Origin of the sequence: Pseudomonas fluorescens (genome assembly GCF_002022275.1) — a bacterium.
Lineage (GTDB): Bacteria > Pseudomonadota > Gammaproteobacteria > Pseudomonadales > Pseudomonadaceae > Aquipseudomonas > Aquipseudomonas fluorescens_AJ.
Map to the genome: position 1 here is coordinate 97,903 of NZ_MSDF01000062.1, position 21,866 is coordinate 119,768.

A 21,866-nucleotide genomic window follows, 5' to 3' on the forward strand; every position below is an offset into this window, starting at 1 on the left:
TTTCAGGCCGAGGGCTTTCTATTCAGGCGTGCATCAGAACTTCTTGATGTCAGCCTTGGCTTCCAGCTGCTTGCGGAACGCAGCAAAGTCTTGCTGGCCAATACGGGAGGCGAGGAAACGGCGGTATTGCGCCTTTTCTTCGTCCGTAGGGGCAGCTGCTTCATTGACGCCATTCAAGCGCACGATCACCAGGCTACCGTCAGCCAGGGTCACGGTGGTGAAGGTCGGCTTGTCCTTGGCCGCAGGCTTTGGCATGCGGAACAGGGCTTGCAGCACCGCCGGGTCAATCGCTTCCTGGCTACGGGTAGCCGCTTCGGTGACTTTCCAGGCTTGACCATCAATCGGCTGGGTCAGCGGGGTCTTGCCATCACGCAGGCTGGCGATCAACTCGTCAGCGTGAGTCTTGGCCGCCGCACTGGCGCGTTCCTTGGTCATCTGGGTGCGGATCGCTGCCGACACGCTTTCCAGCGGCAGTTGCGATGGCTTCAGATGCTCTTTGGCACGCAGCACAATGATGGTTTCCGGGTCGAGTTCGATGGCACTGCTGTTGGCACCCTCATCCAACACTTCCGGGCTGAACGCAGCAGTGACCACGGCACGGTTGGCCGCAACACCTTCGCCACCTTCACGGCCGAACGGCGCAGAGGTGTGCACGGTCAGCTTCAGGTCGGACGCCGGTTGAGCCAGGTCAGAGGCTTCGAATGCCGCATCTTCCAATTGCTTGGTGGCTTCGACAAAACGCTGCTCGACCTGTTGCGTCTTGAGCTCACGGGTCAGCTTGTCTTTCAGGCTGGCAAACGTTGGCACTTGGGGTGCTTCAACGCCCAGCAGCTTGATCAGGTGCCAACCGAACGTGGTACGCACCGGTGCCGACACCTGGTCCTTGTTCAACGCATACAAGGCTGTTTCGAAGTCCGGGTCGTAGACGCCAGGGCCTGCAAAACCAAGGTCACCGCCATTGTTGGCCGAACCCGGATCCTGCGAGAACTCCTTGGCCAGGGCTTCGAACTTCTCGCCCTTGGCCAGGCGCGCCTGGATGTCTTCGATTTTGGCCTTGGCTTGCGCGTCGGTTGTCTTGTCGTTGACTTCAATCAGGATGTGCGCGGCACGACGCTGTTCAGCGAGGTTGGCGGTTTCTTTCTGATAAGCGGCCTGCAGCTCTTCGTCCTTGACGGTGACCTGGTCGAAGAAAGACGACTTCTTCAGTTCCAGATAGTCGATGACCACCTGGTCCGGGGTCATGAACTCTTTGGCGTGCTGGTCGTAGTAAGCCTTGACCTCGTCGTCGGTGAGTTTCACCGCCGCAGGGTCAGCCTTGATGTTTACGGTGGCGAAATCGCGGGTCTGTTTTTCCAGACGGGCGAATGCCAGCACCTCGGCGTCGGTCACAAAACCGCTGCCGGCGATGCCTGCGCGAACCTGGCCGATCAGCATTTCCTGGGTCATCATCTGACGGAACTGCATGCGGCTGTAGCCCAGTTGACGGATCACCTGGTCAAAGCGTTCGGCGTTGAATTTGCCGTCCACCTGGAATTCCGGCGTCTGCAGGATCACTTGGTCCAGCGCAGCTTCAGAGAAGCCGAACTTGGAATCCGCAGCCCCTTGCAGCAACAGTTTGCGATCGATCAGGCCCTTGAGGGCCGCATCGCGCAGCAGTTTTTCGTCCAGCAGAGCAGGATCGAAATCCTTGCCCAGCTGTTGCATCAACTGGCGACGTTGCATGTCGACGGCCTGGCTCAGTTCGGTTTGGGTGATTTCTTCACCGTTGACCTTGGCCACGTCCTGCTTGTTGTTGGTCGAAGCCTGAAAAATGGCCTCGATACCGGTGAACGCCATCAATGCGACGATGATCCCGATAATGGTCTTGGCAATCCAGCCTTGTGAATTGTCCCTGATATTTTGCAGCATGCGTCCCCCAGAAACGGTTGAACTTCAAAAATTGGCAACCGTGGAGCGTGGGTAGAGTCCGGATAGAAGAAAGGCGCATCCGAGGATGCGCCTTCTCGTAACTGGCGGAGCGGACGGGGGTTTGAACCCAACACCCCCGGCGTGGCGACCCGATGGATACAAGGGTCAGCTGCCGCTCCGCTGCCAGGCCAGACCTGCGTCTGACCCGGGTAGGCAAGGCTTGAACGAAGCTTAGTTAACGGCTTCTTTCAGGGCTTTACCGGCTTTGAAACCTGGTTTCTTGGCAGCAGCGATTTGCAGTGCTTTGCCAGTCTGTGGGTTACGGCCAGTGCGAGCTGGGCGGTCGGTCACAGAGAACGTACCGAAGCCTACCAGTACTACAGAGTCGCCGGCCTTCAGAGCGCCAGTGACGGATTCGATTACTGCGTCCAGCGCACGGCCAGCAGCAGCTTTCGGGATATCAGCGGATGCGGCGATAGCATCAATCAGTTCCGACTTGTTCACTCTAAGTCCCCTTATATATCTATTGAGTATGATTCTAAGTTTTTTGGTGAAAGCAAAAACCAGTGCTGAATGGCCTACAGACACTTAAGAGCCGCTTTATAACAAGGGCTCTAAAAAGCTGTCAAGGAAGCCCCCAGGCTTAATCGCATTAATGCGTGCTAATTCTTTCCTTGGAATCAGACTCGCGTTTTTCGTCCTTCGCGACAATCTCCGGAGCCACATCCGGCAAGGGCTCCGGCGCGTATTGCAGCGCAATTTGCAGGACCTCGTCAATCCATTTAACCGGTTTAATCTGAAGATCCTGTTTGATGTTGTCCGGAATTTCCTTCAAGTCGCGAACATTCTCTTCAGGAATGATCACGGTCTTGATACCACCCCGGTGTGCAGCAAGCAATTTCTCTTTCAGACCACCGATGGCCAATACCTGACCACGCAGGGTAATTTCCCCGGTCATGGCGACATCGGCGCGTACAGGAATGCCGGTCAATGCCGACACCAGGGCCGTGCACATGCCTACACCGGCGCTAGGGCCGTCTTTCGGGGTCGCCCCTTCCGGCATGTGGATGTGGGTGTCGTGCTTCTCGTGGAAGTCCAGGGGGATCCCCAGGCTCTTGGCGCGGCTGCGCACCACGGTCTGCGCGGCGGTGATCGATTCGACCATCACGTCACCCAGGGAACCGGTCTTGATCAACTGGCCTTTGCCAGGGATCACAGCGGCTTCGATGGTCAGCAATTCACCGCCCACTTGAGTCCACGCCAGGCCCGTCACCTGCCCTACCTGATCCTGCTGCTCGGCCAGGCCGTAGCTGAATTTACGCACGCCCAGGAAGTGTTCCAGTGAGTCGGCCGTGACCTTCACCGAGAAGCGTTTTTCCAGCGCATGCTCTTTGACTGCCTTACGGCAGATCTTCGCGATCTGGCGCTCAAGGCCCCGTACACCGGCCTCGCGGGTGTAGTAACGCACGATGTCGCGGATCGTCTCGACCTCAAATTCGATCTCGCCCTTCTTCAGGCCGTTGGCCGAAATTTGCTTGGGCGCGAGGTATTTGACGGCGATGTTGATCTTCTCGTCTTCGGTGTAACCCGGCAGACGAATCACTTCCATCCGATCGAGCAACGCCGGCGGGATGTTCATGGAGTTGGAGGTGCACAGGAACATTACGTCGGACAGGTCGTAGTCGACTTCCAGGTAATGGTCGTTGAAATTGTGGTTCTGCTCGGGGTCGAGCACTTCGAGCAATGCCGAGGCAGGATCGCCACGCATGTCGCTGCCCATTTTGTCGATTTCATCAAGCAGGAACAGCGGGTTGCGCACGCCCACTTTTGTCATCTTTTGAATCAATCTTCCTGGCATCGAACCGATGTAAGTACGGCGATGACCACGAATTTCCGCTTCATCACGCACGCCGCCAAGGGCCATACGTACGAATTTACGGTTGGTCGCATTGGCAATCGACTCTGCGAGGGAGGTTTTACCCACACCCGGAGGGCCGACCAGGCACAACACCGGACCACGAATTTTCTTCACGCGCTTTTGTACGGCGAGGTATTCGAGGATGCGTTCTTTGACTTCTTCAAGGCCGTAGTGGTCGGCATCGAGAATATCTTCAGCACGCGCGAGGTCCAGACGCACCTTGGTCTGGGCCTTCCACGGCACTTGCACCAGCCAGTCGATATAGGAACGAACCACAGTGGCTTCGGCCGACATCGGCGACATTTGCTTGAGCTTGTTCAGCTCGGCGGTCGCTTTGGTCAGCGCGTCTTTTGGCAGGCCGGCAGCATCGATGCGCTTTTTCAGCTCCTCGATTTCGTTGTGGCCTTCATCACCGTCGCCGAGTTCTTTCTGAATAGCCTTCATCTGCTCATTCAGGTAGTACTCGCGCTGGCTGCGCTCCATTTGTTTCTTCACGCGACCACGGATGCGCTTCTCAACCTGCAGCAGGTCAATTTCGCCATCCAGCAAAGCCAGCACGTGCTCGACACGGGCGGACAGGTCGATGATTTCGAGGATGTCCTGCTTCTGCTCGATCTTCAGCGCCATGTGCGCGGCCATGGTGTCGACCAGGCGGCTTGGCTCATCAATGCTGTTGAGGGAGGACAGGACTTCAGCCGGGACTTTCTTGCCCAACTGCACATACTGCTCGAATTGCGAGAGCAGGCTGCGTACAAATACTTCGGACTCGCGCTCAGGGGCTTCGACTTCGTCGATCAGCGCCACTTCGGCGCGCAGGTGGCCGTCCACCTCCATGAAACGCTCAACCGCACCGCGCTGCTCACCTTCCACCAGCACCTTGACGGTGCCATCCGGCAGTTTGAGCAATTGCAGAACGGTGGCAATCGTGCCGACTCGATACAGAGCGTCTTCGCCTGGATCATCATCAGCAGGGTTCTTCTGGGCCAACAGCAGGATTTGCTTGTCGCCCGTCATCGCGGCCTCGAGGGCTTCGATAGACTTCTCGCGCCCCACGAACAGCGGGATAACCATGTGCGGATAGACGACGACATCACGCAACGGCAGGAGAGGCAATTCAATGGTTGTCTTCATGATTTCGCCTCTATGACAGTTGAAAAATTAGCTTGAAACCAAGATGGGGGCTGCATGCAAAAAAAACAAGCTCAATGCCAGCAGTTAAACGCATGAATAAACGCAATATTAAAGACCGCCCCCAAAAAACGCTTCAAAAAACAAGCCTCTTCACGGCGAATGACGATCGGTCAGGCCGTCGCGCCTGAACATTGGCCAACTGAAAACACAGTCCGATAACTGCCTGCTGGCGCAAGCTTTTTCAACACCGTGCGTGCCTCTTGGCGAAAACTTCAAACCTTGGCGACACCCAGTCGAACCTTGCTGATCAGGTCAGCATTGCTCCACGTATTTTTGACAGGTCAACTTCACCATCTATAGTCCATCTGCGACCTGCGGGAAGGAACCCGAGCCGTCAGATAAGAATGGAGCTAGGTCAGCTCGTATCCTTGACACGTGGATTCCTCCAATAGTGAGCACGTAGGTCGCATAGCGGCAAGACGTTGTTATTGCCTGGCAAATGTCAGGGAATTCACTATGAAAAAAGGAGATTCATAATGTCTAGAGTCACGGATGTACTAGTTTCAATCGACACTGAAACCATCTTGAAAAAATACCCGAACATCAGCAAGGACCCCAACAACCCAACGTTCATTGACGTCAACCACGTCTACATGATTACCAACCAGGACAACGTGATCCAGGGTCAGGCCGGTGGCGAACTCGACCTGAAGGCGCAGGTGGGTGATTTGATCCGCTGGCGCGAAACCAGCCTGTCGCAAAGCTTCGAAACGGCGGTGATCTTCTACAAGTTCGTCGGCAATGCCGGCGCGGAACTCATCTCCACGCCTTCACCGCGCAAAGCGGTTGCGTGCGTTGCCGTACCCAACACCAGTAACCCATCTGTGCCCAGTTGCCAGAAAGTCGACAATCATTACTGGTCCTCGGAAACCCTGGAGTGTGGTCGCGTGACCTACCACTTCCAATTCCTGATCGTCGACCGCAATTGCAAAATTGTCGGCTGCTGTACGTGGGACCCGTTCATTTCCATCCACAACTGATGCAATCGGCCCCTTATTGACGAGGGGCCAACTGACCTTGCGCCGCTGCGACTGAACAGGATGCATCACTCTCGCAGGGGTGGTGGCGGCCAAGGTCAACATCATGAAAGGAGGCCGTGATGTCCAGCGAAACAGCGACTGCTCATGCTTTACTCATTGTCGACGCCGAGACGCTGCTCTCGCGTTATCCGCAGCCCAGCCAGGACCCCGACAAGCCTACGCGCATCGATAAAGGCCTGGCCTTTATTTTGGATGGTGCCCATTTTCCCGCTGCGAAGACCGATAACCATGTTCTCCAGGTGAGCCTTGGGCAACCTCTTTGCTTGCGCACCCGCACCATCGCCCTTCGGGCTGAACACAGCATTGTGGTGTATTCGTTCACGAGCAGCGATACCGGTGTGCTGCCTGCGCCTGAGCTGACGGTGAAATCCGACCAGCCCGTGCCCGCCATCGATACTGAAAACCTGACCCAGCCCATCCTCCTGCAGGCTCCCGACCATTTCTGGTTATTCCAGCCGACCGGTCAGGGCAAAGAGCAATGCGAGCTAAGTTTTATGTTGGTGAACACTCAGTGCGAGGCGGTGGGGTATTTCAGTTGGGGAATTGAGGTTCGAACTGAATGATTCAGGTGCCTTCACTGGCGCATCCTCGGACCATCCGATTGAAACTCCGGATGTATCCCACCACAAATAAAAATGCCAGTCAGATTAACTGACTGGCATTAGCCCCTGAAGGCTCGTCGCTAGTACTACAACTGCAAAACGCTTACGCGTCTGGCGCAGCCTTCGCTGCTTTGGCAGCCGGCTCACTGTTTTCATAGATATACAGTGGCTTGGACTTGCCTTCGATCACGCTTTCGTCGATCACCACTTTACTCACCTCGGACTGCGAGGGGATTTCGTACATGGTGTCGAGCAACACGCCTTCGAGGATCGAGCGCAGACCACGCGCACCGGTTTTGCGCTCCAGTGCCCGTTTGGCCACCGATTTGAGTGCGTCGGTACGGAATTCCAGGTCAACACCTTCCATCTCGAACAGCTTGGCGTATTGCTTGGTCAGGGCGTTTTTCGGCTCGGTGAGGATCTGAATCAGAGCAGCCTCATCCAGCTCGTCCAACGTAGCCAGGACCGGCAGACGACCAACGAATTCCGGGATCAGACCGAACTTGACCAGATCGTCAGGCTCGACTTCACGCAGGGACTCGCCCACCTTCTTGCCTTCTTCCTTGCTGCGTACTTCTGCACCGAAACCGATGCCGCCGCGGGTGGAACGCTGCTGAATAACTTTTTCCAGGCCGGAGAACGCACCGCCACAGATGAACAGGATGTTGCGCGTATCAACCTGAAGGAATTCCTGCTGCGGGTGCTTGCGGCCACCTTGAGGCGGTACGGAAGCAACCGTGCCTTCGATCAGTTTCAACAGGGCTTGCTGCACGCCTTCACCGGAAACGTCCCGGGTGATCGACGGGTTGTCGGACTTGCGCGAAATCTTGTCGATTTCGTCGATGTAGACGATACCCATCTGGGCCTTCTCTACGTCGTAGTCGCATTTTTGCAGCAGCTTCTGAATGATGTTCTCGACGTCTTCACCCACGTAACCCGCCTCAGTGAGGGTGGTAGCGTCGGCGATAGTGAACGGAACGTTCAGCAGGCGAGCGAGGGTTTCTGCCAGCAAGGTTTTACCCGAGCCAGTAGGGCCGATCAGCAAGATGTTGCTCTTGCCGAGTTCGACTTCGTCGCCTTTCTTGTCACGCTGGTTCAGACGCTTGTAGTGGTTGTACACCGCTACGGCCAGAACCTTCTTTGCACGCTCTTGACCAATCACATACTGATCAAGGATGCCGCTGATTTCTTTAGGCGAAGGCAATTTATGCGCGCTGCTCTCGGCCTGGGCTTCCTGCACCTCCTCGCGGATGATGTCATTGCACAGGTCGACGCACTCGTCGCAGATAAACACCGAGGGACCGGCAATCAATTTGCGTACTTCATGCTGGCTTTTGCCGCAGAAGGAGCAATAGAGCAGCTTGCCGTTGTCCTCGCCGTTGCGGGTGTCAGTCATTCGTTCGATCCAAATCCGATAGGCTTGCAACACAAGATGAAGGCTTATGCGGGCTTTTTCAAGCCCGCCGGTGGTCGGACACGCCGACCAGCCTTATTTTGAGCAGCTTAATTAAGCGGGGCGCTTTTCGATCACAGCGTCGATCAACCCGTATTCACGTGCCGCTTCTGCGCTCATGAAGTTGTCACGGTTGGTGTCGCGCTCGATTTCTTCCAGGGTGTGCCCGCTGTGCTTGGCCATCAAGGTATTGAGGCGTTCGCGAATAAACAGGATTTCCTTGGCGTGAATCTCGATGTCTGACGCCTGCCCCTGGAAACCGCCCAGTGGCTGGTGAATCATCACGCGCGAGTTAGGCAGGCAGAAACGCTTGCCCTCAGCACCGGCCGTCAACAGGAAAGCGCCCATGCTGCACGCCTGACCGATGCACGTGGTCGATACGTTCGGCTTGATGAACTGCATGGTGTCGTAAATCGACATGCCAGCCGTTACCGAACCGCCCGGGGAGTTAATGTAAAGATGGATGTCCTTGTCCGGGTTTTCCGCTTCAAGGAACAGCAGCTGCGCGCAGATCAGGTTGGCCATGTAGTCCTCTACCGGGCCAACCAGAAAGATGACTCGTTCCTTGAGCAGGCGCGAGTAGATGTCATAGGCGCGTTCGCCACGAGCAGATTGCTCGACAACCATCGGGACCAGGCCGCCAGCGGCCTGGATATCAGAGTTCTGCTGAATATAGGAATTACGGAACATGCTCTGCAGTTACTCCCAAATAGTCATGTCTTGAAAACGCATAAGCCAGCGCGAGGCTGGCTTATGGTTGAATTTCCAACGAGTTGGACAATCAGTCGGCTTGTGCTGCTTCCGCCGGCTTGACTGCTTCTTCGTAAGAGACCGCTTTGTCGGTCACCTTAGCCTTCTGCAGAACAGTATCCACAACTTGTTCTTCCAGCACAACCGAACGTACTTCGTTCAGCTGTTGGTCGTTCTTGTAGTACCAAGACACAACCTGCTCAGGCTCCTGGTAGGCCGAAGCCATTTCCTGGATCATTTCACGAACGCGATCTTCGTCCGGCTTGAGGCTGAACTGCTCAACCACTTCAGCCACGACCAGACCCAGCACAACGCGGCGCTTGGCTTGTTCTTCGAACAGCTCGGCCGGCAGTTGGTCAGGCTTGATGTTGCCACCGAACTGCTGAACCGCTTGAACGCGCAGACGATCCACTTCGTTGGACAGCAGAGCCTTAGGCACTTCGATCGGGTTGGCGGCCAGCAGACCGTCCATAACCTGGTTCTTGACCTTGGATTTGATGGCCTGGCGCAGCTCACGCTCCATGTTCTTGCGAACTTCGGTGCGGAAGCCTTCAATGCCGGTTTCCTTGATGCCGAACTGATTGAAGAACTCTTCGTTCAGCTCTGGCAGTTTAGGCTCGGAAACGCTGTTGACGGTCACGGTGAACTCGGCGGCTTTGCCAGCCAAGTCCAGGTTCTGGTAGTCAGCAGGGAACGTCAGGCTCAGCACGCGCTCTTCGCCGGCTTTGGCGCCAACCAGGCCGTCTTCGAAACCCGGGATCATGCGGTTGGAACCCAGCACCAGCTGAGTGCCCTTGGCGGAGCCGCCAGCGAAGACTTCGCCGTCAACCTTGCCAACGAAATCGATGTTCAGCTGGTCTTCGTTCTGGGCAGCGCGATCGGCCACTTCAAAACGGGTGTTCTGCTTGCGCAGGATTTCCAGCATGTTGTCCAGGTCGCTATCCGCCACGTCGGCACTCAGGCGCTCAACGGCGATGGACTCGAAACCGGCAACGGTGAACTCAGGGAACACTTCGAAAGTAGCGACGTATTCCAGGTCCTTGCCAGCTTCCAGGGACTTCGGCTCGATCGAAGGCTGACCGGCAGGCTTCAGGTTTTGTGCTTCAACAGCTTCGTAGAAGGAAGCCTGGATCACGTCACCCACAGCGTCCTGACGCGCGTCAGCGCCAAAACGACGCTTGATTTCGCTCATCGGCACTTTGCCTGGACGGAAACCAGCGATCTTGGCCTTTTGGGCAGTCTGCTGCAGACGCTTGTTGACCGCAGTCTCAATACGCTCTGCCGGCACGGTGATGCTCAGGCGGCGCTCGATAGCAGTAGTATTTTCAACAGAAACTTGCATGAATATTCCTCGTTGCACAGACGTTAGCCGGCCGTTTCCGACCCCAGAATCAAGGGCATGCATTCTAGTGGGTCAAACTCAAGAAGTCACCCTACTGAAAACGGTAGAAAAACAGCAGGCCATTTATAGGTTCAAGTGCACGCATGCACCTCATCCCGTTAGCAAATACAGCTCATCACGCCAAGGCTCTGCATCAACCCTTCTATATATAGAAGAGCCTGATACACGCGCTTGGCTACCGACCTTGCGAACAAGGTCGGAGGTCACGGCGGCAGCATCGAGAAACACAAATACGATGAAACGCCCTGCCCTGAAATCTCAAAACGCTTAAACAAAAACGGCACAGCCCTTGTTCAGGTACTGCGCCGTAATTCGCTATTAAATAGCTGCACCGACCCGGATATCGCTTCGGATCAGTTCCACACGCTCAAAACCGGCAACGATTCTAACGCCAAGGCATTGAGAATGCTTGTTTTTTCTTGGCGTCAATAACTGCCGCACGCTTGATACTTGTCTATGGCGGCAAATACCCGAATTCGCGCCCTGTGCACCAGCACGCGCGCATTGCACAGGCTAACGCCGAGCAACTGGGCGACCTCCTCCAACTCCAGCCCCACGCGCTCGTGCAGCACCAGCGCGCCACTTTGCAGTTCCGAGAGTTCTTCCAGCGCGCGCTCAATGCATTCGCGCAACTCATGCTCATTCAGCAGCGCTTCCGGCGTGTCTTCGTGCCAGCCCGAGGGCGGCGATACCCACTGCCCTGTGACCGCACAAAAGCAATCATCAACTAACCCACCTTCAAACATCAGGTCGCGACGACTGCGCCCATAGCGGCCTTTCGCCTTATTAGCGGTAATCGTCAACACCCACGTCTTGAGACTGGACCGACCCTGAAAACCGTTCAGCCCCCGCACGACGGCCAACCAGGCATCCTGCACCACGTCATCGACATGCCGATGACCCGCTATCGCCGACGCCACCGCCCGCATCGCACCCTGATACCCGTTGACCATCTCGCTGTAGGCAGCCTGATCCCCTTTCATGAGCCGACCCAACAAATGCGCGTCAGCGCCGATCAACTCCCGACTTTCACCCTGTTGTCGTGCCAACATTTCACTGCCCTCGACGGAAACGCCCGATGAGGATCCAGGTCCGTCCGAGGCCATCCTCGTCAGTACATACGCGGCAGTGTATTTTTCGGATGCAAAAAAAAGCGCCAGATCATTGATCTGGCGCTTTTCTGAATATGGGGTGGACGAAGGGGATCGAACCCTCGACAACGGGAGTCACAATCCCGTGCTCTACCAACTGAGCTACGCCCACCATCTTGCGTCAACAAGGAACTCGAACATCTTCCTTGTCTGGCCTCACCCTGCCCGAGGGCCGAGTGACGCTTGATTGGTGCGGATGAAGAGACTCGAACTCTTACGCCTCGCGGCGCTGGAACCTAAATCCAGTGTGTCTACCAATTCCACCACATCCGCGCTTGAAGCTCTTAAAGCAAAGGCGCCAGACAATTAATCTGGCGCCTTTTCAAAATATGGGGTGGACGAAGGGGATCGAACCCTCGACAACGGGAGTCACAATCCCGTGCTCTACCAACTGAGCTACGCCCACCATCTAACGCTACTTGTGCCAAAGCTGCCTAATGGCGCACCCGGCAGGACTCGAACCTGCGACCATCCGCTTAGAAGGCGGATGCTCTATCCAGCTGAGCTACGGGCGCCTTATTAATCTGTACTCTTGGAGGATTACAAACTAAGTGCTTTCCAGCCTTGCACGACAACAATTGTGCTTGACCTTCTTAACCAGTGCTAGGCTGTGCCCGACAAGTGCGACGAATAGTATAGATGCCCCCGAAACCCGTCAAATCTTTTTTGAAAAAAATTCATTTTATTTAAGGGGTTAGGGCAATTTGCAGACCAAGCGCCTTTGCCCTCACGCCTTGGCATGCGAGAATGCGCGCACTTTTCTTCCCCCTCTCGATGGTTAATCACGCGTAATGACTGCACAACTTATCGACGGCAAATCAATCGCCGCCAGCCTGCGCCAGCAGATCGCCAAACGAGTCACCGAGCGCCGCCTGCAAGGCCTGCGCACGCCTGGCCTCGCGGTGATCCTGGTCGGCAGCGATCCTGCCTCTCAGGTTTATGTCTCGCACAAGCGTAAAGACTGTGAAGAGGTCGGCTTTATCTCCAAAGCCTACGACTTGCCTTCCGAGACCACCCAGCAGGCCCTTACCGACCTGATCGACGGCCTCAACGATGACCCGAACATCGACGGCATTCTGCTGCAACTGCCGCTGCCGGAGCACCTGGACGCCTCCAAACTGCTGGAGCGCATCCGCCCGGACAAAGACGTCGACGGTTTCCACCCTTATAACGTCGGCCGCCTGGCCCAGCGTATCCCGCTGCTGCGCCCGTGCACGCCGAAAGGCATCATGACCCTGCTGGAAAGCACTGGCGTCGATCTGTACGGCCTCGACGCCGTGGTCGTGGGCGCCTCCAACATCGTCGGCCGGCCAATGGCCATGGAACTGCTGCTGGCCGGCTGCACCGTGACCGTCACCCACCGCTTCACCAAAGACCTCGCCGGTCACGTCGGCCGCGCTGATCTGGTGGTGGTTGCCGCCGGCAAGCCTGGCCTGGTCAAAGGTGAGTGGATCAAGGAAGGTGCCATCGTTATCGACGTGGGCATCAACCGCCAGGAAGACGGCAAACTGGTCGGCGACGTAGTGTACGAAACCGCCCTGCCCCGCGCCGGCTGGATCACGCCGGTACCAGGCGGCGTTGGCCCGATGACTCGCGCCTGCCTATTGGAAAATACGCTGTATGCAGCAGAGACCCTGCACAGCTAATAACCAGCCGTAATGAAAAAGCCCTGCCTTATCGCAGGGCTTTTTATTGCCCGAAGAAAAACCTGTTTTTTCTTAGTTTTTAAGTACTTTCATCGGGTTCTAGAAGAACATTCGACAGTTTCTGATCCATACTTCTAGAATGTAACGTAATTTTTCAAAACACCCGTTTCCTGAACGGTATTTCCTTACCTTTTTAGCGAGTTCACCCGCGTGAAAATTCGTCTCTCTATCGTCAGCCTATTTTTTGCACTTACAGGCACCCTCGCGCACGCTGCCGAAACCACCCAGGCCCCGCGTGACACTTCCAAACTGCAAATCGCCTCCGGCAGCGCCATCCTGGTAGACCTGCAGACCAACAAAGTCATCTATTCCAGTAACCCAGACGTGGTGGTACCCATCGCGTCGGTGAGCAAGTTGATGACCGGTTTGATCGTGCTCGAAGCCAAGCAGAACATGGACGAGTACATCGACATCAACATCAAGGACACGCCGGAAATGAAAGGCGTGTTTTCCCGCGTGAAGATCGGCAGCGAAATGCCGCGTAAAGAAATGCTGCTGATTGCGCTGATGTCTTCAGAGAACCGCGCGGCCGCCAGCCTGGCCCACCACTACCCGGGCGGCTACCCGGCCTTTATCGCAGCGATGAACGCCAAGGCCAAGGCGCTGGGCATGACCAGCACGCATTATGTAGAGCCTACCGGCCTGTCGATTCACAACGTGTCGACGGCTCGCGACCTGAGCAAGTTGCTGGCTGCGGCGCGCAAATACCCGATGCTGAGTCAACTGAGCACCACCAAGGAAAAGACTGTGGCATTTCGCAAGCCCAACTACACCTTGGGCTTTTCGAACACCGACCATCTGATCAACCGCGCCAACTGGGATATCAAGCTGACCAAGACCGGCTTTACCAACCAGGCCGGCCACTGCCTGGTGCTGGTAACGAGCATGGGCAATCGCCCTGTATCGCTGGTGATTCTGGATGCTTTCGGCAAGTTCACCCACTTTGCCGATGCCACGCGTATTCGTAACTGGGTCGAGACAGGCAAGAGCGGTTCGGTGCCGGATGTGGCGTTGCGCTACAAGGCCGACAAAAACCTGAAAAACCGCCCGAACGCTGCAGAAGTACGTCGCTAAACACAACAGCTTCAATGTGGAGGCAGGCTTGTGTGGGAGCTGGCTTGCCTGCGATAGCATCAACTCGGTCCAGCTGAAAAATCGAGTTGCCTGCATCGCGGGCAAGCCCGGTTCCCACACAAGCTCGCTGCCACATTTATGAACGTCAGTGCGGTTACTTCTTCTCCGCCAACACTTTAAGCGCCTGCGCCGCCGCTTGCTCCTGCCCCGCCCGCGCAGTGGCATTCGCCGCATCACGCCAGCGCTGCGCATCCACCTGCGCCGGCAACTGACTCGGGCGCTGAGTCAGGATCGCCCAGTGACCGGCGCTCTTCCAGGCCGATTCAAAGTCACTGAAACTCATCAGTAATCGACGCTCCAGCCCCGAACGCAGCAGTACCGTGCTCTTCTGCTGGTTGAACCCCACCACCACGACGTACCGCGTGCCGGACCACAGGCTCGGGTTGATCCGCGCCATCACCGGGTAACCCGCCGCAACCTGCGCCAGCACTGCCGTCAGCTCGGTATCCAGCGGATACACCATCAGCCCGTACTCACGCGCCAGCACCTGCATGTTGCGCTCAAGGTCCGCCTCGCCACCCGGCAAGTGCAGCGGCTTATCGAGCAAGCCCGGTGTCATGACAATGCCTTGTTGCGACAGCATGCTGGCTAAAGCACTGGGGCCGCTCAGATAGGCCTCGCTGCGAAAGGTCGGCACGCCATTGAGTTCGACACGCTCCGGCAAGCCGGCAAGCCTCGACGGATGCCCGGAACAAGCCGCAAGCCCCAGGGCGCAGGCCAGCAACAAGGAAGTTTTAACGTTCGACCGTAACCGCAATGTTCTGCTCTCTTGATCAACTGCCGGTAAGGGCCCTGATCATAGGGCGCCCGGCCACGCGGGTATAGCCTTGAACGTTAGTAAAACGCCCGGCATAGAGCAAACGAGTTGGACGGACACGACCATTGGTCAATAGCAGGCAACCGGCAGGTAGCTAGACTGTCCATTGAGAAGACTGTGTGTGCCCCGAGCGGGGCGAAAGGAGGCCCAGATGAGCCTTGCGACAACGATTTTCATGTTGATCTGCGGTTGGCTGGCGGTAGCCGCCGCGATGTTGTGGGGGGTCATGCGCGTAACGCGTCGGCACCACCCCCACGTTAAACCCGTGGCACCCGCCAAGCCCCGCAGGGCGGCGGTGCATCACGCTTAGCCAGGCATGCAGCTGAAGTCCTGAGTCGCTGCGACTTCCTTGCCGTGCTCATCCTTGAGGGATGCGCGCACGGTGGTGCCCAGGCTCGATTCCACCAGCGTGTAATGCTCACCCGCCTTGAAATCCTTGTACTCGACCCGGCCCTGGCAGTCTTGCTGGTTGTCATCGCCTGGCTCTTCTTCGAACAGCGTCACATCCAGGCGATGGTCACCGGGGGTCACTTCAAAGAAGCGCCCGTCATCCACGCGCTTGCCATCCACGCGCTCGGCCATCAAGTCATTCGGCGCTTCTTCCTTCAAGCCGATCCACGCTTCGCTCGGGTCGGCTTTCGGAATCGGCCCGGCACAGGCCGACAACAGCAGCACAGCGCCAAGGGCCGGGATCAGCAAAAGTGGTTTAAGTGACAGGTTTTTAAGTGACATGGCAGGGCTCCAAAGGACATCAGTAAACACAGTGGACGCAACGAAAATGTGTCGTGTCCGATGGGCTACAAGCTTGGAGAGCCACCCAATGTAGAACAAATGAATACATATGAAAGGATCTTCAGCCGTTAACTAAATGTTCCTTCACCTGACTGAAAGGTGCGTGTTAGGTGGGTCGGGCAAAACTGCCGGGGTTTGCAATTTTGCTCCCTCGGAGGTTCACGCATGCTCGGGCTGGTAAAGACCGCACTGCAAAAGCCGTACACGTTTATCGTGTTGGCCATATTCATCTGCATCATCGGGCCGATGGCGGCCCTGCGAACCCCCACGGATGTTTTTCCCGATATTGGCATCCCCGTCGTCGCCGTGGTGTGGCAGTACAACGGCCTGTCGCCGGACGCCATGGCCGGTCGAGTGATCTACACCTACGAACGCTCCCTGAGCACCACCGTCAACGACATCGAACACATTGAATCGCAATCGCTGCCCGGCATGGGCATCGTGAAGATCTTCTTCCAGCCCGGCGTCGACATCCGTACCGCCAACGCCCAAGTGACAGCCGTTTCACAAACCGTGCTCAAGCAGATGCCACCGGGCATCACGCCGCCGCTGATCCTCAACTACAGCGCCTCCACGGTGCCAATCCTGCAACTGGCGTTTTCCAGCCCGAGCCTCTCGGAAGCGAAAATCCGCGACCTGGTGCAGAACAATATCCGCCTGCCCCTGAGCGCCCTGCCCGGCCTGGCCATGCCTACGCCCATGGGCGGCAAGCAACGCCAGATCACCCTCGACCTCGACCCGCAGGCGCTGGCCGCCAAAGGCCTGTCAGCGCAAGACGTCGGCAACGCCCTGGCCCTGCAGAACCAGATCATCCCGGTGGGCACCGCCAAACTCGGCCCCAACGAATACACGATCCTGCTCAACAACAGCCCCAAGGCGATTGATGAGCTGAACGACCTGCCGATCAAGACGGTCGATGGCGCGATCATTACCATCGGCCAGGTGGCCCACGTGCGCGACGGTTCGCCGCCGCAGACCAACATCGTGCGCGTGGATGGCCATCGCGCCGTACTGATGCCGGCGTTGAAAAACGGCAGCATTTCCACCCTCTCGATCATCGACGGCATCCGCCAGATGCTGCCGCGCATCAACGAAACCCTGCCGCCGTCGCTGAAAACCTCGCTACTGGGTGACGCGTCGGTGTTCGTTAAACAATCGGTGGGCAGCGTGGCCCAGGAAGGCATCATCGCCGCGCTGCTGACCAGTGCGATGATCCTGCTGTTCCTCGGCAGCTGGCGTTCGACCCTGATCATTGCCGCCTCGATTCCGCTGGCCGTGCTGTCGGCCATCGCGCTGCTGGCAGCCACTGGGCAAACCCTCAACGTCATGACCCTCGGCGGGCTGGCGTTGGCGGTGGGGATTCTGGTGGACGACGCCACGGTGACCATCGAAAACATCAACTGGCACCTTGAGCAAGGCAAGGCGGTGAAGACCGCGATACTCGACGGCGCCGCGCAAATTGTCGGCCCGGCGTTCGTCTCCTTGCTGTGTATCTGCATCGTGTTCGTGCCGATGTTCCTGCTGCAAGGCATCGCCGGTTACCTGTTCCGCCCGATGGCCCTGGCGGTGATCTTTGCCATGGCCAGCTCGTTCATTCTCTCGCGCACCCTGGTGCCAACCCTGGCGATGTTCCTGCTCAAACCGCACACGCCGGAGCAAGGCGCGGGGCATCACCCGGAAGATGAATTCATCAACCATCACGAAGGTGAACAGCACAAAAAACCACGCAATCGCGTACTGCAATCGGTGCTGAACTTTCAACAGGGTTTCGAGCGCCACTTCTCGAATATCCGCGACACCTACCACGGCCTGCTGATCCTCGCGCTAGGCGCGCGCAAGCGCTTTATAGTCGGTTTCCTGGCCTGCGTACTCGCCTCGTTCCTGCTGTTGCCAAGCCTGGGCCAGGACTTCTTCCCGGCCACCGATGCCGGCGCCCTCGCCCTTCACGTGCGGTTGCCGCTGGGCACGCGTATTGAAGAAAGCGCCGCCGCCTTCGACCGTATTGAAGCGCGGATTCGCGAAGTGATCCCGGCGCAAGAACTGGACACCATCGTCGACAACATCGGCATCCCGCTCAGCGGCATCGACATGGCCTACAGCAGCAGCGGCACCATTGGCCCACAGGATGGCGACATTCAGGTCACCCTGAAAAAGGACCACGCGCCCACCGCCGACTACGTGAAAAAACTGCGTGAAGCCCTGCCGGAAAGCTTTCCCGGCAGCCACTTCGCCTTCCTGCCCGCCGATATCAGCAGCCAGATCCTCAACTTCGGCGCCCCGGCCCCGCTGGACGTGAAAATCTCCGGGCGCAGTGACGCCGAAAACCGCGCCTACGCCGTGGAACTGGAGCGTCGCCTGCAACACGTACCGGGCATCGCCGACCTGCGTATCCAGCAGTCCACCGGCTACCCGTCGTTGCAGGTCAACGTGGACCGCATGCGCGCCAATGGCCTGGGTATTACCGAACGTGACGTGACCAACAGCATGGTTGCGTCCCTCGCCGGCAGCTCCCAGGTGGCGCCGACCTTCTGGCTCAACCCGGCCAACGGCGTGTCGTACTCGATCGTTGCGGCCACCCCGCAATACCGTCTGGACAGCCTGCCTTCGCTGGAAGCCCTACCCGTCACCGGCGCCGACGGCCAGTCGCAAATCCTCGGCGGCGTAGCGAGCATTTCCCGTGTGCAGAGCCCGGCGGTGGTAACCCACTACAACATCGAACCGACCCTGGACCTGTACGCCAACGTGCAAGGCCGCGACCTCGGCGGCGTGGCGCGTGACGTGCAAAAAGTGCTGGATGACACCGCGTCCATGCGCCCCAAAGGCGCGGTGATCAGCCTGCACGGGCAGATCGATGCGCTGCATGAAGCCTTCAGCGGTTTGAGCTTCGGCTTGCTCGGCGCGGTGGTGCTGATCTACCTGCTGATCGTGGTCAACTTCCAGTCCTGGGCCGACCCGTTCGTGATCATCACCGCATTGCCGGCGGCGCTTGCGGGCATCGTGTGGATGCTGTTCCTCAGCGGCACCTCGCTGTCGGTGCCCGCACTCACTGGCGCGATCCTGTGCATGGGCGTGGCCACCGCCAACTCGATCCTAGTGGTGAGTTTCTGCCGAGAGCGTCTGGCCGAACATGGCGACGCGTTGAAGGCTGCGATGGAAGCGGGCTACACGCGCTTTCGCCCTGTGTGCATGACCGCCTTGGCGATGATCATCGGCATGCTGCCGCTGGCACTTTCCGAGGAGCAAAACTCCCCGCTCGGCCGGGCCGTCATCGGCGGTTTGATCTTCGCCACCGTCGCTACTTTGTTGTTTGTTCCCGTGGTCTTCAGCCTGGTCCACGGTCGTCACCCTACTCGCGCAACTGCTGGAGAAACGCCACATGTCGTCTGATCACAAACCCTCGCGCAAGCGTCTGATGCTCATGGGTGCCGGCGGCCTGACACTGGCCGCCCTGTTGGTCGCCAATGGCCTGCACGCCCGCACGCTGCACGAACAGTCAGTCACCGCCTGGACGGAAACCGCTGCCATCCCGCAAGTGATGGTGTTCCAGCCCAAACAAAACGCCGCCGGTGACACCCTGCGCCTGCCTGCGCACCTGGAAGCCTGGAGCAAGGCACCGATTCACGCGCGGGTCAGCGGCTACTTGAAGGACTGGAAAGTCGACATCGGCAGCCAGGTCAAAGCCGGGCAAATCCTCGCGGAAATCGACAGCCCGGACCTCGACCAGCAACTGGCGCAAACACACGCCCGGCTGATTCAGGAACAGGCCAACGCACGCCTGGCCGAAACCACCGCCACACGTTGGCAGAACCTGCTGGCGAGCCATTCGGTGTCGCGCCAGGAGGCGGATGAGAAAACCTCCAACGCCGCCGCTGCCAAGGCCAATGCCGAAGCGGCCGCTGCCGATTACGCGCGCCTCTCAGCCCTGGAAAGCTACAAGACCATTCGCGCGCCGTTCGCCGGCACCATCACCGCGCGCAACACCGATATCGGCCAGTTGATCAAGGCCGATACCGACAGCGATCCGGAACTGTTCAACATTGCCGACACCCACCAGCTACGCCTCTACGTGCCGGTGCCGCAGAACTACGCAGCGGTCATCCACCCGGGCCTGGAAGCCGAGCTGACCGTGCCCGAGCACCCCGGCGAACACTTCAAGGCGCACCTGATCGGCGACTCCACCGCCATCGACCGCCGCTCCGGCACCCTGCTCGCGCAGTTCGTCGCCGACAACCCCAACGGCGAATTGCTGCCCGGCGATTATGCCGAAGCCACGCTGCCGATTCCGGCGGACACCCACGGCGTGAGCATCCCGGCCAGCGCGCTGATTTTCCGCGCCCAGGGCACCCAGGTTGCAGTGCTGGATGCGCAAAATCACGTGCACTTGCAAGACATCCACATCGGCCTCGACCTCGGCGCCCGCCTGGTGATCGATCAGGGCCTGAACCCCGCCGACCGCGTGGTCGATAACCCGCCCGACGCCCTGCGCGAAGGCGATGCCGTGCAGTTGGCCGAAGCCGGAGGTGCGCATGCGCCCAAGGCTTAAACCCCTGGCGGCGTTGATGCTGCTGGCGCTGCAAGGTTGTTCGATGGCGCCCACTTACAAAGTGCCGACGGTCAACCTGCCGACAGGCTATCGCGAACAGACCAGCGACGGTCCCTGGCACAGTGCGCAACCGTCCGACCAACTGGCGCCGGATTGGTGGAAGCTCTACAACGACTCGCGCCTGAACGACCTGCAACAGCAACTGCTCAAGGCCAACCCGGACCTGGCAGCGGCGCTGGCGCATTTCGACGCGTCCCAGGCCTATGCCAGCCAACTGCACGCCGGGTTGTTCCCGCAGATCACCGCCAGTGCGCAGCCGCTGCGCCAGCGCCAATCGGACTCGCGGCCGTTGCGCGGGGATACGCAGCCCGCCGTGTACAACAGCAATACCGCGGCGTTTTCGTTGAGTTATGACCTGGACCTGTGGGGCAAAATCCGCAACCAGGTGGCGGCCGGAGACGCCCAGGCGCAGGCGTCCGGCGATGACCTGGCAGTGGCTCGTCTGAGCCTGCAACACCAGTTGGCGACCCTGTATGTGCAGCTCAACGGCCTGGATGCGCAGAGCCGCATTCTCAACAGCTCGCTGGATGATTTCAGCCAGGCGCTGCAACTCACGCGCAGCCGTTATGAGGGCCAGATTGCTTCGGAACTGGACCTGACCCGCGCGCAAAACCAACTGGCTGAGGCCAAAGCGCAACTGGATGAAGTGCGCGGGCAACGCAACCTGACCGAGCACGCCATTGGCGAGTTGGTTGGCGTCGCGGCGAGTGATTTCTCGCTGCCGGCGAGCCAACAGTTGATCGCGCTGCCGGGGATTCCGTCGCAGTTGCCAAGCCATCTGCTGCAACGTCGCCCAGACATTGCGGCGGCAGAACGGCGGGTGTTCGCGGCCAACGCGAATATCGGCGTAGCCAAAGCAGCGTGGTACCCGGATTTCACTCTGACCGGGTTGATTGGCGGGCAAACGCAAGGCGTTGGCAACCTGCTGTCAGCGGGCAATCGCTATTGGGCACTGGGGCCTTTAGTCAATCTGCCGATCTTCGATGGCGGCCGCTTGAGCGCCAACGAACGCCAGGCCAAAGCCGAGTTTGAAGAAGCTTCGGCGCAGTACCGCAGCCATGTGCTCAAGGCCATCCGCGAGGTGGAAGACAACCTGGCGCAACTGCGCGACTTGCAGCAGGAAGCCCAGGATGAGCAAGCGGCGGCGGATGCGGCGGAACATACGCAGTCGCTGGCGATGAACAGTTATCAGGCGGGGGCTGTGAGTTACCTGGATGTGGTCACCGCGCAGACGGCGGCGTTGCAGGCGCAGAGGACGTTGCAAGCGGTGCAGACGCGGCAGTTGCAGGCGAGTGTGGGGTTGGTGACTGCGTTGGGGGGTGGTTGGCAACCTGGGGCCTGACCTGACGCTATCGCAGGCAAGCCAGCTCCCACATTTGAAAGGTGTGAACCCGATTAA

Annotated in this window: 18 protein-coding genes and 4 tRNA genes; 9 read left to right on the top strand and 13 right to left on the bottom strand. The window is 58.4% G+C overall.

Annotated elements, in window-relative coordinates; genetic code table 11:
- Positions 1 to 33: 33 nt before the first annotated feature.
- From BFW87_RS30680 to lon, 3 genes are all read right to left on the bottom strand, one after another.
- A complete protein-coding gene (locus BFW87_RS30680; RefSeq protein WP_078743455.1) occupies positions 34 to 1,908 on the bottom strand; it encodes a SurA N-terminal domain-containing protein in 1,875 nt (624 codons plus the stop codon).
- 231 nt (positions 1,909 to 2,139) lie between these two features.
- Complete coding sequence (locus BFW87_RS30685) at positions 2,140 to 2,412, bottom strand: HU family DNA-binding protein (RefSeq protein WP_003174819.1); 273 nt, start codon at positions 2,410 to 2,412, stop codon at positions 2,140 to 2,142.
- Positions 2,413 to 2,560: 148 nt separating this feature from the next.
- Positions 2,561 to 4,957, bottom strand: coding sequence for an endopeptidase La (lon, locus tag BFW87_RS30690; protein WP_078743456.1), 2,397 nt, complete (start codon positions 4,955 to 4,957; stop codon positions 2,561 to 2,563).
- A gap of 536 nt (positions 4,958 to 5,493) precedes the next feature.
- On the opposite strand from lon, the gene BFW87_RS30695 reads away from it, so the two are divergent.
- Entirely contained in the window at positions 5,494 to 5,997 is a 504-nt protein-coding gene (locus BFW87_RS30695) for an inclusion body family protein (RefSeq protein WP_078743457.1), read from the top strand.
- Positions 5,998 to 6,116: 119 nt separating this feature from the next.
- Positions 6,117 to 6,620 carry an AidA/PixA family protein gene (locus tag BFW87_RS30700; protein WP_078743458.1) on the top strand — a complete coding sequence of 168 codons (504 nt, stop codon included), beginning with the start codon at positions 6,117 to 6,119 and terminating at the stop codon, positions 6,618 to 6,620.
- Between the two features lie 142 nt (positions 6,621 to 6,762).
- Here BFW87_RS30700 and clpX read toward each other — a convergent pair whose 3' ends face one another.
- From clpX to tig, 3 genes are all read right to left on the bottom strand, one after another.
- Positions 6,763 to 8,055 (bottom strand): ATP-dependent Clp protease ATP-binding subunit ClpX, encoded by a 1,293-nt coding sequence (clpX, locus tag BFW87_RS30705; RefSeq protein WP_078743459.1) that lies wholly within the window; start codon positions 8,053 to 8,055, stop codon positions 6,763 to 6,765.
- Between the two features lie 111 nt (positions 8,056 to 8,166).
- A complete protein-coding gene (gene clpP / locus BFW87_RS30710) occupies positions 8,167 to 8,802 on the bottom strand; it encodes an ATP-dependent Clp endopeptidase proteolytic subunit ClpP (protein ID WP_005789297.1) in 636 nt (211 codons plus the stop codon).
- A gap of 91 nt (positions 8,803 to 8,893) precedes the next feature.
- The gene (tig, locus tag BFW87_RS30715; protein ID WP_078743460.1) at positions 8,894 to 10,204 is read right to left on the bottom strand and encodes a trigger factor; all 1,311 of its coding nucleotides are present in this window, start codon (positions 10,202 to 10,204) and stop codon (positions 8,894 to 8,896) included.
- 231 nt (positions 10,205 to 10,435) lie between these two features.
- Here tig and BFW87_RS31905 point away from each other — a divergent pair, with 231 nt between their 5' ends.
- Entirely contained in the window at positions 10,436 to 10,696 is a 261-nt protein-coding gene (locus tag BFW87_RS31905; protein ID WP_139372535.1) for a hypothetical protein, read from the top strand.
- Here BFW87_RS31905 and BFW87_RS30720 read toward each other — a convergent pair.
- The 5 genes from BFW87_RS30720 to BFW87_RS30740 all read right to left on the bottom strand — a co-directional run bounded on the left by BFW87_RS30720 (position 10,690) and on the right by BFW87_RS30740 (position 11,930).
- Positions 10,690 to 11,316, bottom strand: coding sequence for an RNA polymerase sigma factor (locus BFW87_RS30720; protein ID WP_254865978.1), 627 nt, complete (start codon positions 11,314 to 11,316; stop codon positions 10,690 to 10,692). The genes BFW87_RS31905 and BFW87_RS30720 overlap by 7 nt on opposite strands.
- A gap of 135 nt (positions 11,317 to 11,451) precedes the next feature.
- Positions 11,452 to 11,527: transfer RNA gene (locus BFW87_RS30725), tRNA-His, on the bottom strand.
- Between the two features lie 76 nt (positions 11,528 to 11,603).
- Positions 11,604 to 11,688 (bottom strand) — tRNA-Leu (locus tag BFW87_RS30730).
- A 57-nt stretch (positions 11,689 to 11,745) separates the two neighbouring features.
- A tRNA-His gene (locus BFW87_RS30735) sits at positions 11,746 to 11,821 on the bottom strand.
- 32 nt (positions 11,822 to 11,853) lie between these two features.
- Positions 11,854 to 11,930, bottom strand: a tRNA-Arg gene (locus tag BFW87_RS30740).
- A 276-nt stretch (positions 11,931 to 12,206) separates the two neighbouring features.
- Between BFW87_RS30740 and folD the strand changes: the two genes are divergently transcribed.
- Positions 12,207 to 13,061: a bifunctional methylenetetrahydrofolate dehydrogenase/methenyltetrahydrofolate cyclohydrolase FolD gene (folD, locus tag BFW87_RS30745; RefSeq protein WP_078743462.1), complete on the top strand. Its 855-nt coding sequence runs from the start codon at positions 12,207 to 12,209 to the stop codon at positions 13,059 to 13,061.
- A gap of 210 nt (positions 13,062 to 13,271) precedes the next feature.
- Entirely contained in the window at positions 13,272 to 14,195 is a 924-nt protein-coding gene (gene pbpG, locus BFW87_RS30750; RefSeq protein WP_078743463.1) for a D-alanyl-D-alanine endopeptidase, read from the top strand.
- A gap of 154 nt (positions 14,196 to 14,349) precedes the next feature.
- Here pbpG and BFW87_RS30755 read toward each other — a convergent pair whose 3' ends face one another.
- Entirely contained in the window at positions 14,350 to 15,012 is a 663-nt protein-coding gene (locus BFW87_RS30755) for a peptidase C39 family protein (protein WP_078743464.1), read from the bottom strand.
- A gap of 211 nt (positions 15,013 to 15,223) precedes the next feature.
- Between BFW87_RS30755 and BFW87_RS32125 the strand changes: the two genes are divergently transcribed.
- A complete protein-coding gene (locus BFW87_RS32125) occupies positions 15,224 to 15,382 on the top strand; it encodes a hypothetical protein (protein WP_176159851.1) in 159 nt (52 codons plus the stop codon).
- Here BFW87_RS32125 and BFW87_RS30760 read toward each other — a convergent pair.
- Positions 15,379 to 15,789, bottom strand: a complete 411-nt coding sequence (locus BFW87_RS30760) for a PA0061/PA0062 family lipoprotein (protein WP_078743521.1) — start codon at positions 15,787 to 15,789, stop codon at positions 15,379 to 15,381. The genes BFW87_RS32125 and BFW87_RS30760 overlap by 4 nt on opposite strands.
- A 240-nt stretch (positions 15,790 to 16,029) precedes the next feature.
- Here BFW87_RS30760 and BFW87_RS30765 point away from each other — a divergent pair, with 240 nt between their 5' ends.
- Genes BFW87_RS30765 through BFW87_RS30775 form a run of 3 tightly spaced genes read left to right on the top strand, consistent with a single transcriptional unit; the run spans position 16,030 to position 21,809 of the window.
- Entirely contained in the window at positions 16,030 to 19,251 is a 3,222-nt protein-coding gene (locus BFW87_RS30765) for an efflux RND transporter permease subunit (RefSeq protein WP_078743465.1), read from the top strand.
- Complete coding sequence (locus BFW87_RS30770) at positions 19,241 to 20,407, top strand: efflux RND transporter periplasmic adaptor subunit (protein WP_078743466.1); 1,167 nt, start codon at positions 19,241 to 19,243, stop codon at positions 20,405 to 20,407. Before BFW87_RS30765 ends, BFW87_RS30770 begins: the two co-directional genes overlap by 11 nt.
- A complete protein-coding gene (locus BFW87_RS30775) occupies positions 20,391 to 21,809 on the top strand; it encodes an efflux transporter outer membrane subunit (RefSeq protein WP_078743467.1) in 1,419 nt (472 codons plus the stop codon). The genes BFW87_RS30770 and BFW87_RS30775 overlap by 17 nt, the downstream gene beginning before the upstream one ends.
- The last annotated feature ends 57 nt before the right edge of the window (positions 21,810 to 21,866 follow it).

What these genes read in the sequence shown, in the direction of transcription:
- BFW87_RS30680 (WP_078743455.1), bottom strand. Translation starts at nt 1,908, where the DNA reads ATGCTGCAAAATATCAGGGACAATTCACAAGGCTGGATTGCCAAGACC.
- lon (WP_078743456.1), bottom strand. Translation starts at nt 4,957, where the DNA reads ATGAAGACAACCATTGAATTGCCTCTCCTGCCGTTGCGTGATGTCGTC.
- BFW87_RS30695 (WP_078743457.1), top strand. Translation starts at nt 5,494, where the DNA reads ATGTCTAGAGTCACGGATGTACTAGTTTCAATCGACACTGAAACCATC.
- BFW87_RS30700 (WP_078743458.1), top strand. Translation starts at nt 6,117, where the DNA reads ATGTCCAGCGAAACAGCGACTGCTCATGCTTTACTCATTGTCGACGCC.
- clpX (WP_078743459.1), bottom strand. Translation starts at nt 8,055, where the DNA reads ATGACTGACACCCGCAACGGCGAGGACAACGGCAAGCTGCTCTATTGC.
- clpP (WP_005789297.1), bottom strand. Translation starts at nt 8,802, where the DNA reads ATGTTCCGTAATTCCTATATTCAGCAGAACTCTGATATCCAGGCCGCT.
- tig (WP_078743460.1), bottom strand. Translation starts at nt 10,204, where the DNA reads ATGCAAGTTTCTGTTGAAAATACTACTGCTATCGAGCGCCGCCTGAGC.
- BFW87_RS30720 (WP_254865978.1), bottom strand. Translation starts at nt 11,316, where the DNA reads ATGTTGGCACGACAACAGGGTGAAAGTCGGGAGTTGATCGGCGCTGAC.
- folD (WP_078743462.1), top strand. Translation starts at nt 12,207, where the DNA reads ATGACTGCACAACTTATCGACGGCAAATCAATCGCCGCCAGCCTGCGC.
- BFW87_RS32125 (WP_176159851.1), top strand. Translation starts at nt 15,224, where the DNA reads ATGAGCCTTGCGACAACGATTTTCATGTTGATCTGCGGTTGGCTGGCG.
- BFW87_RS30765 (WP_078743465.1), top strand. Translation starts at nt 16,030, where the DNA reads ATGCTCGGGCTGGTAAAGACCGCACTGCAAAAGCCGTACACGTTTATC.
- BFW87_RS30770 (WP_078743466.1), top strand. Translation starts at nt 19,241, where the DNA reads ATGTCGTCTGATCACAAACCCTCGCGCAAGCGTCTGATGCTCATGGGT.
- BFW87_RS30775 (WP_078743467.1), top strand. Translation starts at nt 20,391, where the DNA reads ATGCGCCCAAGGCTTAAACCCCTGGCGGCGTTGATGCTGCTGGCGCTG.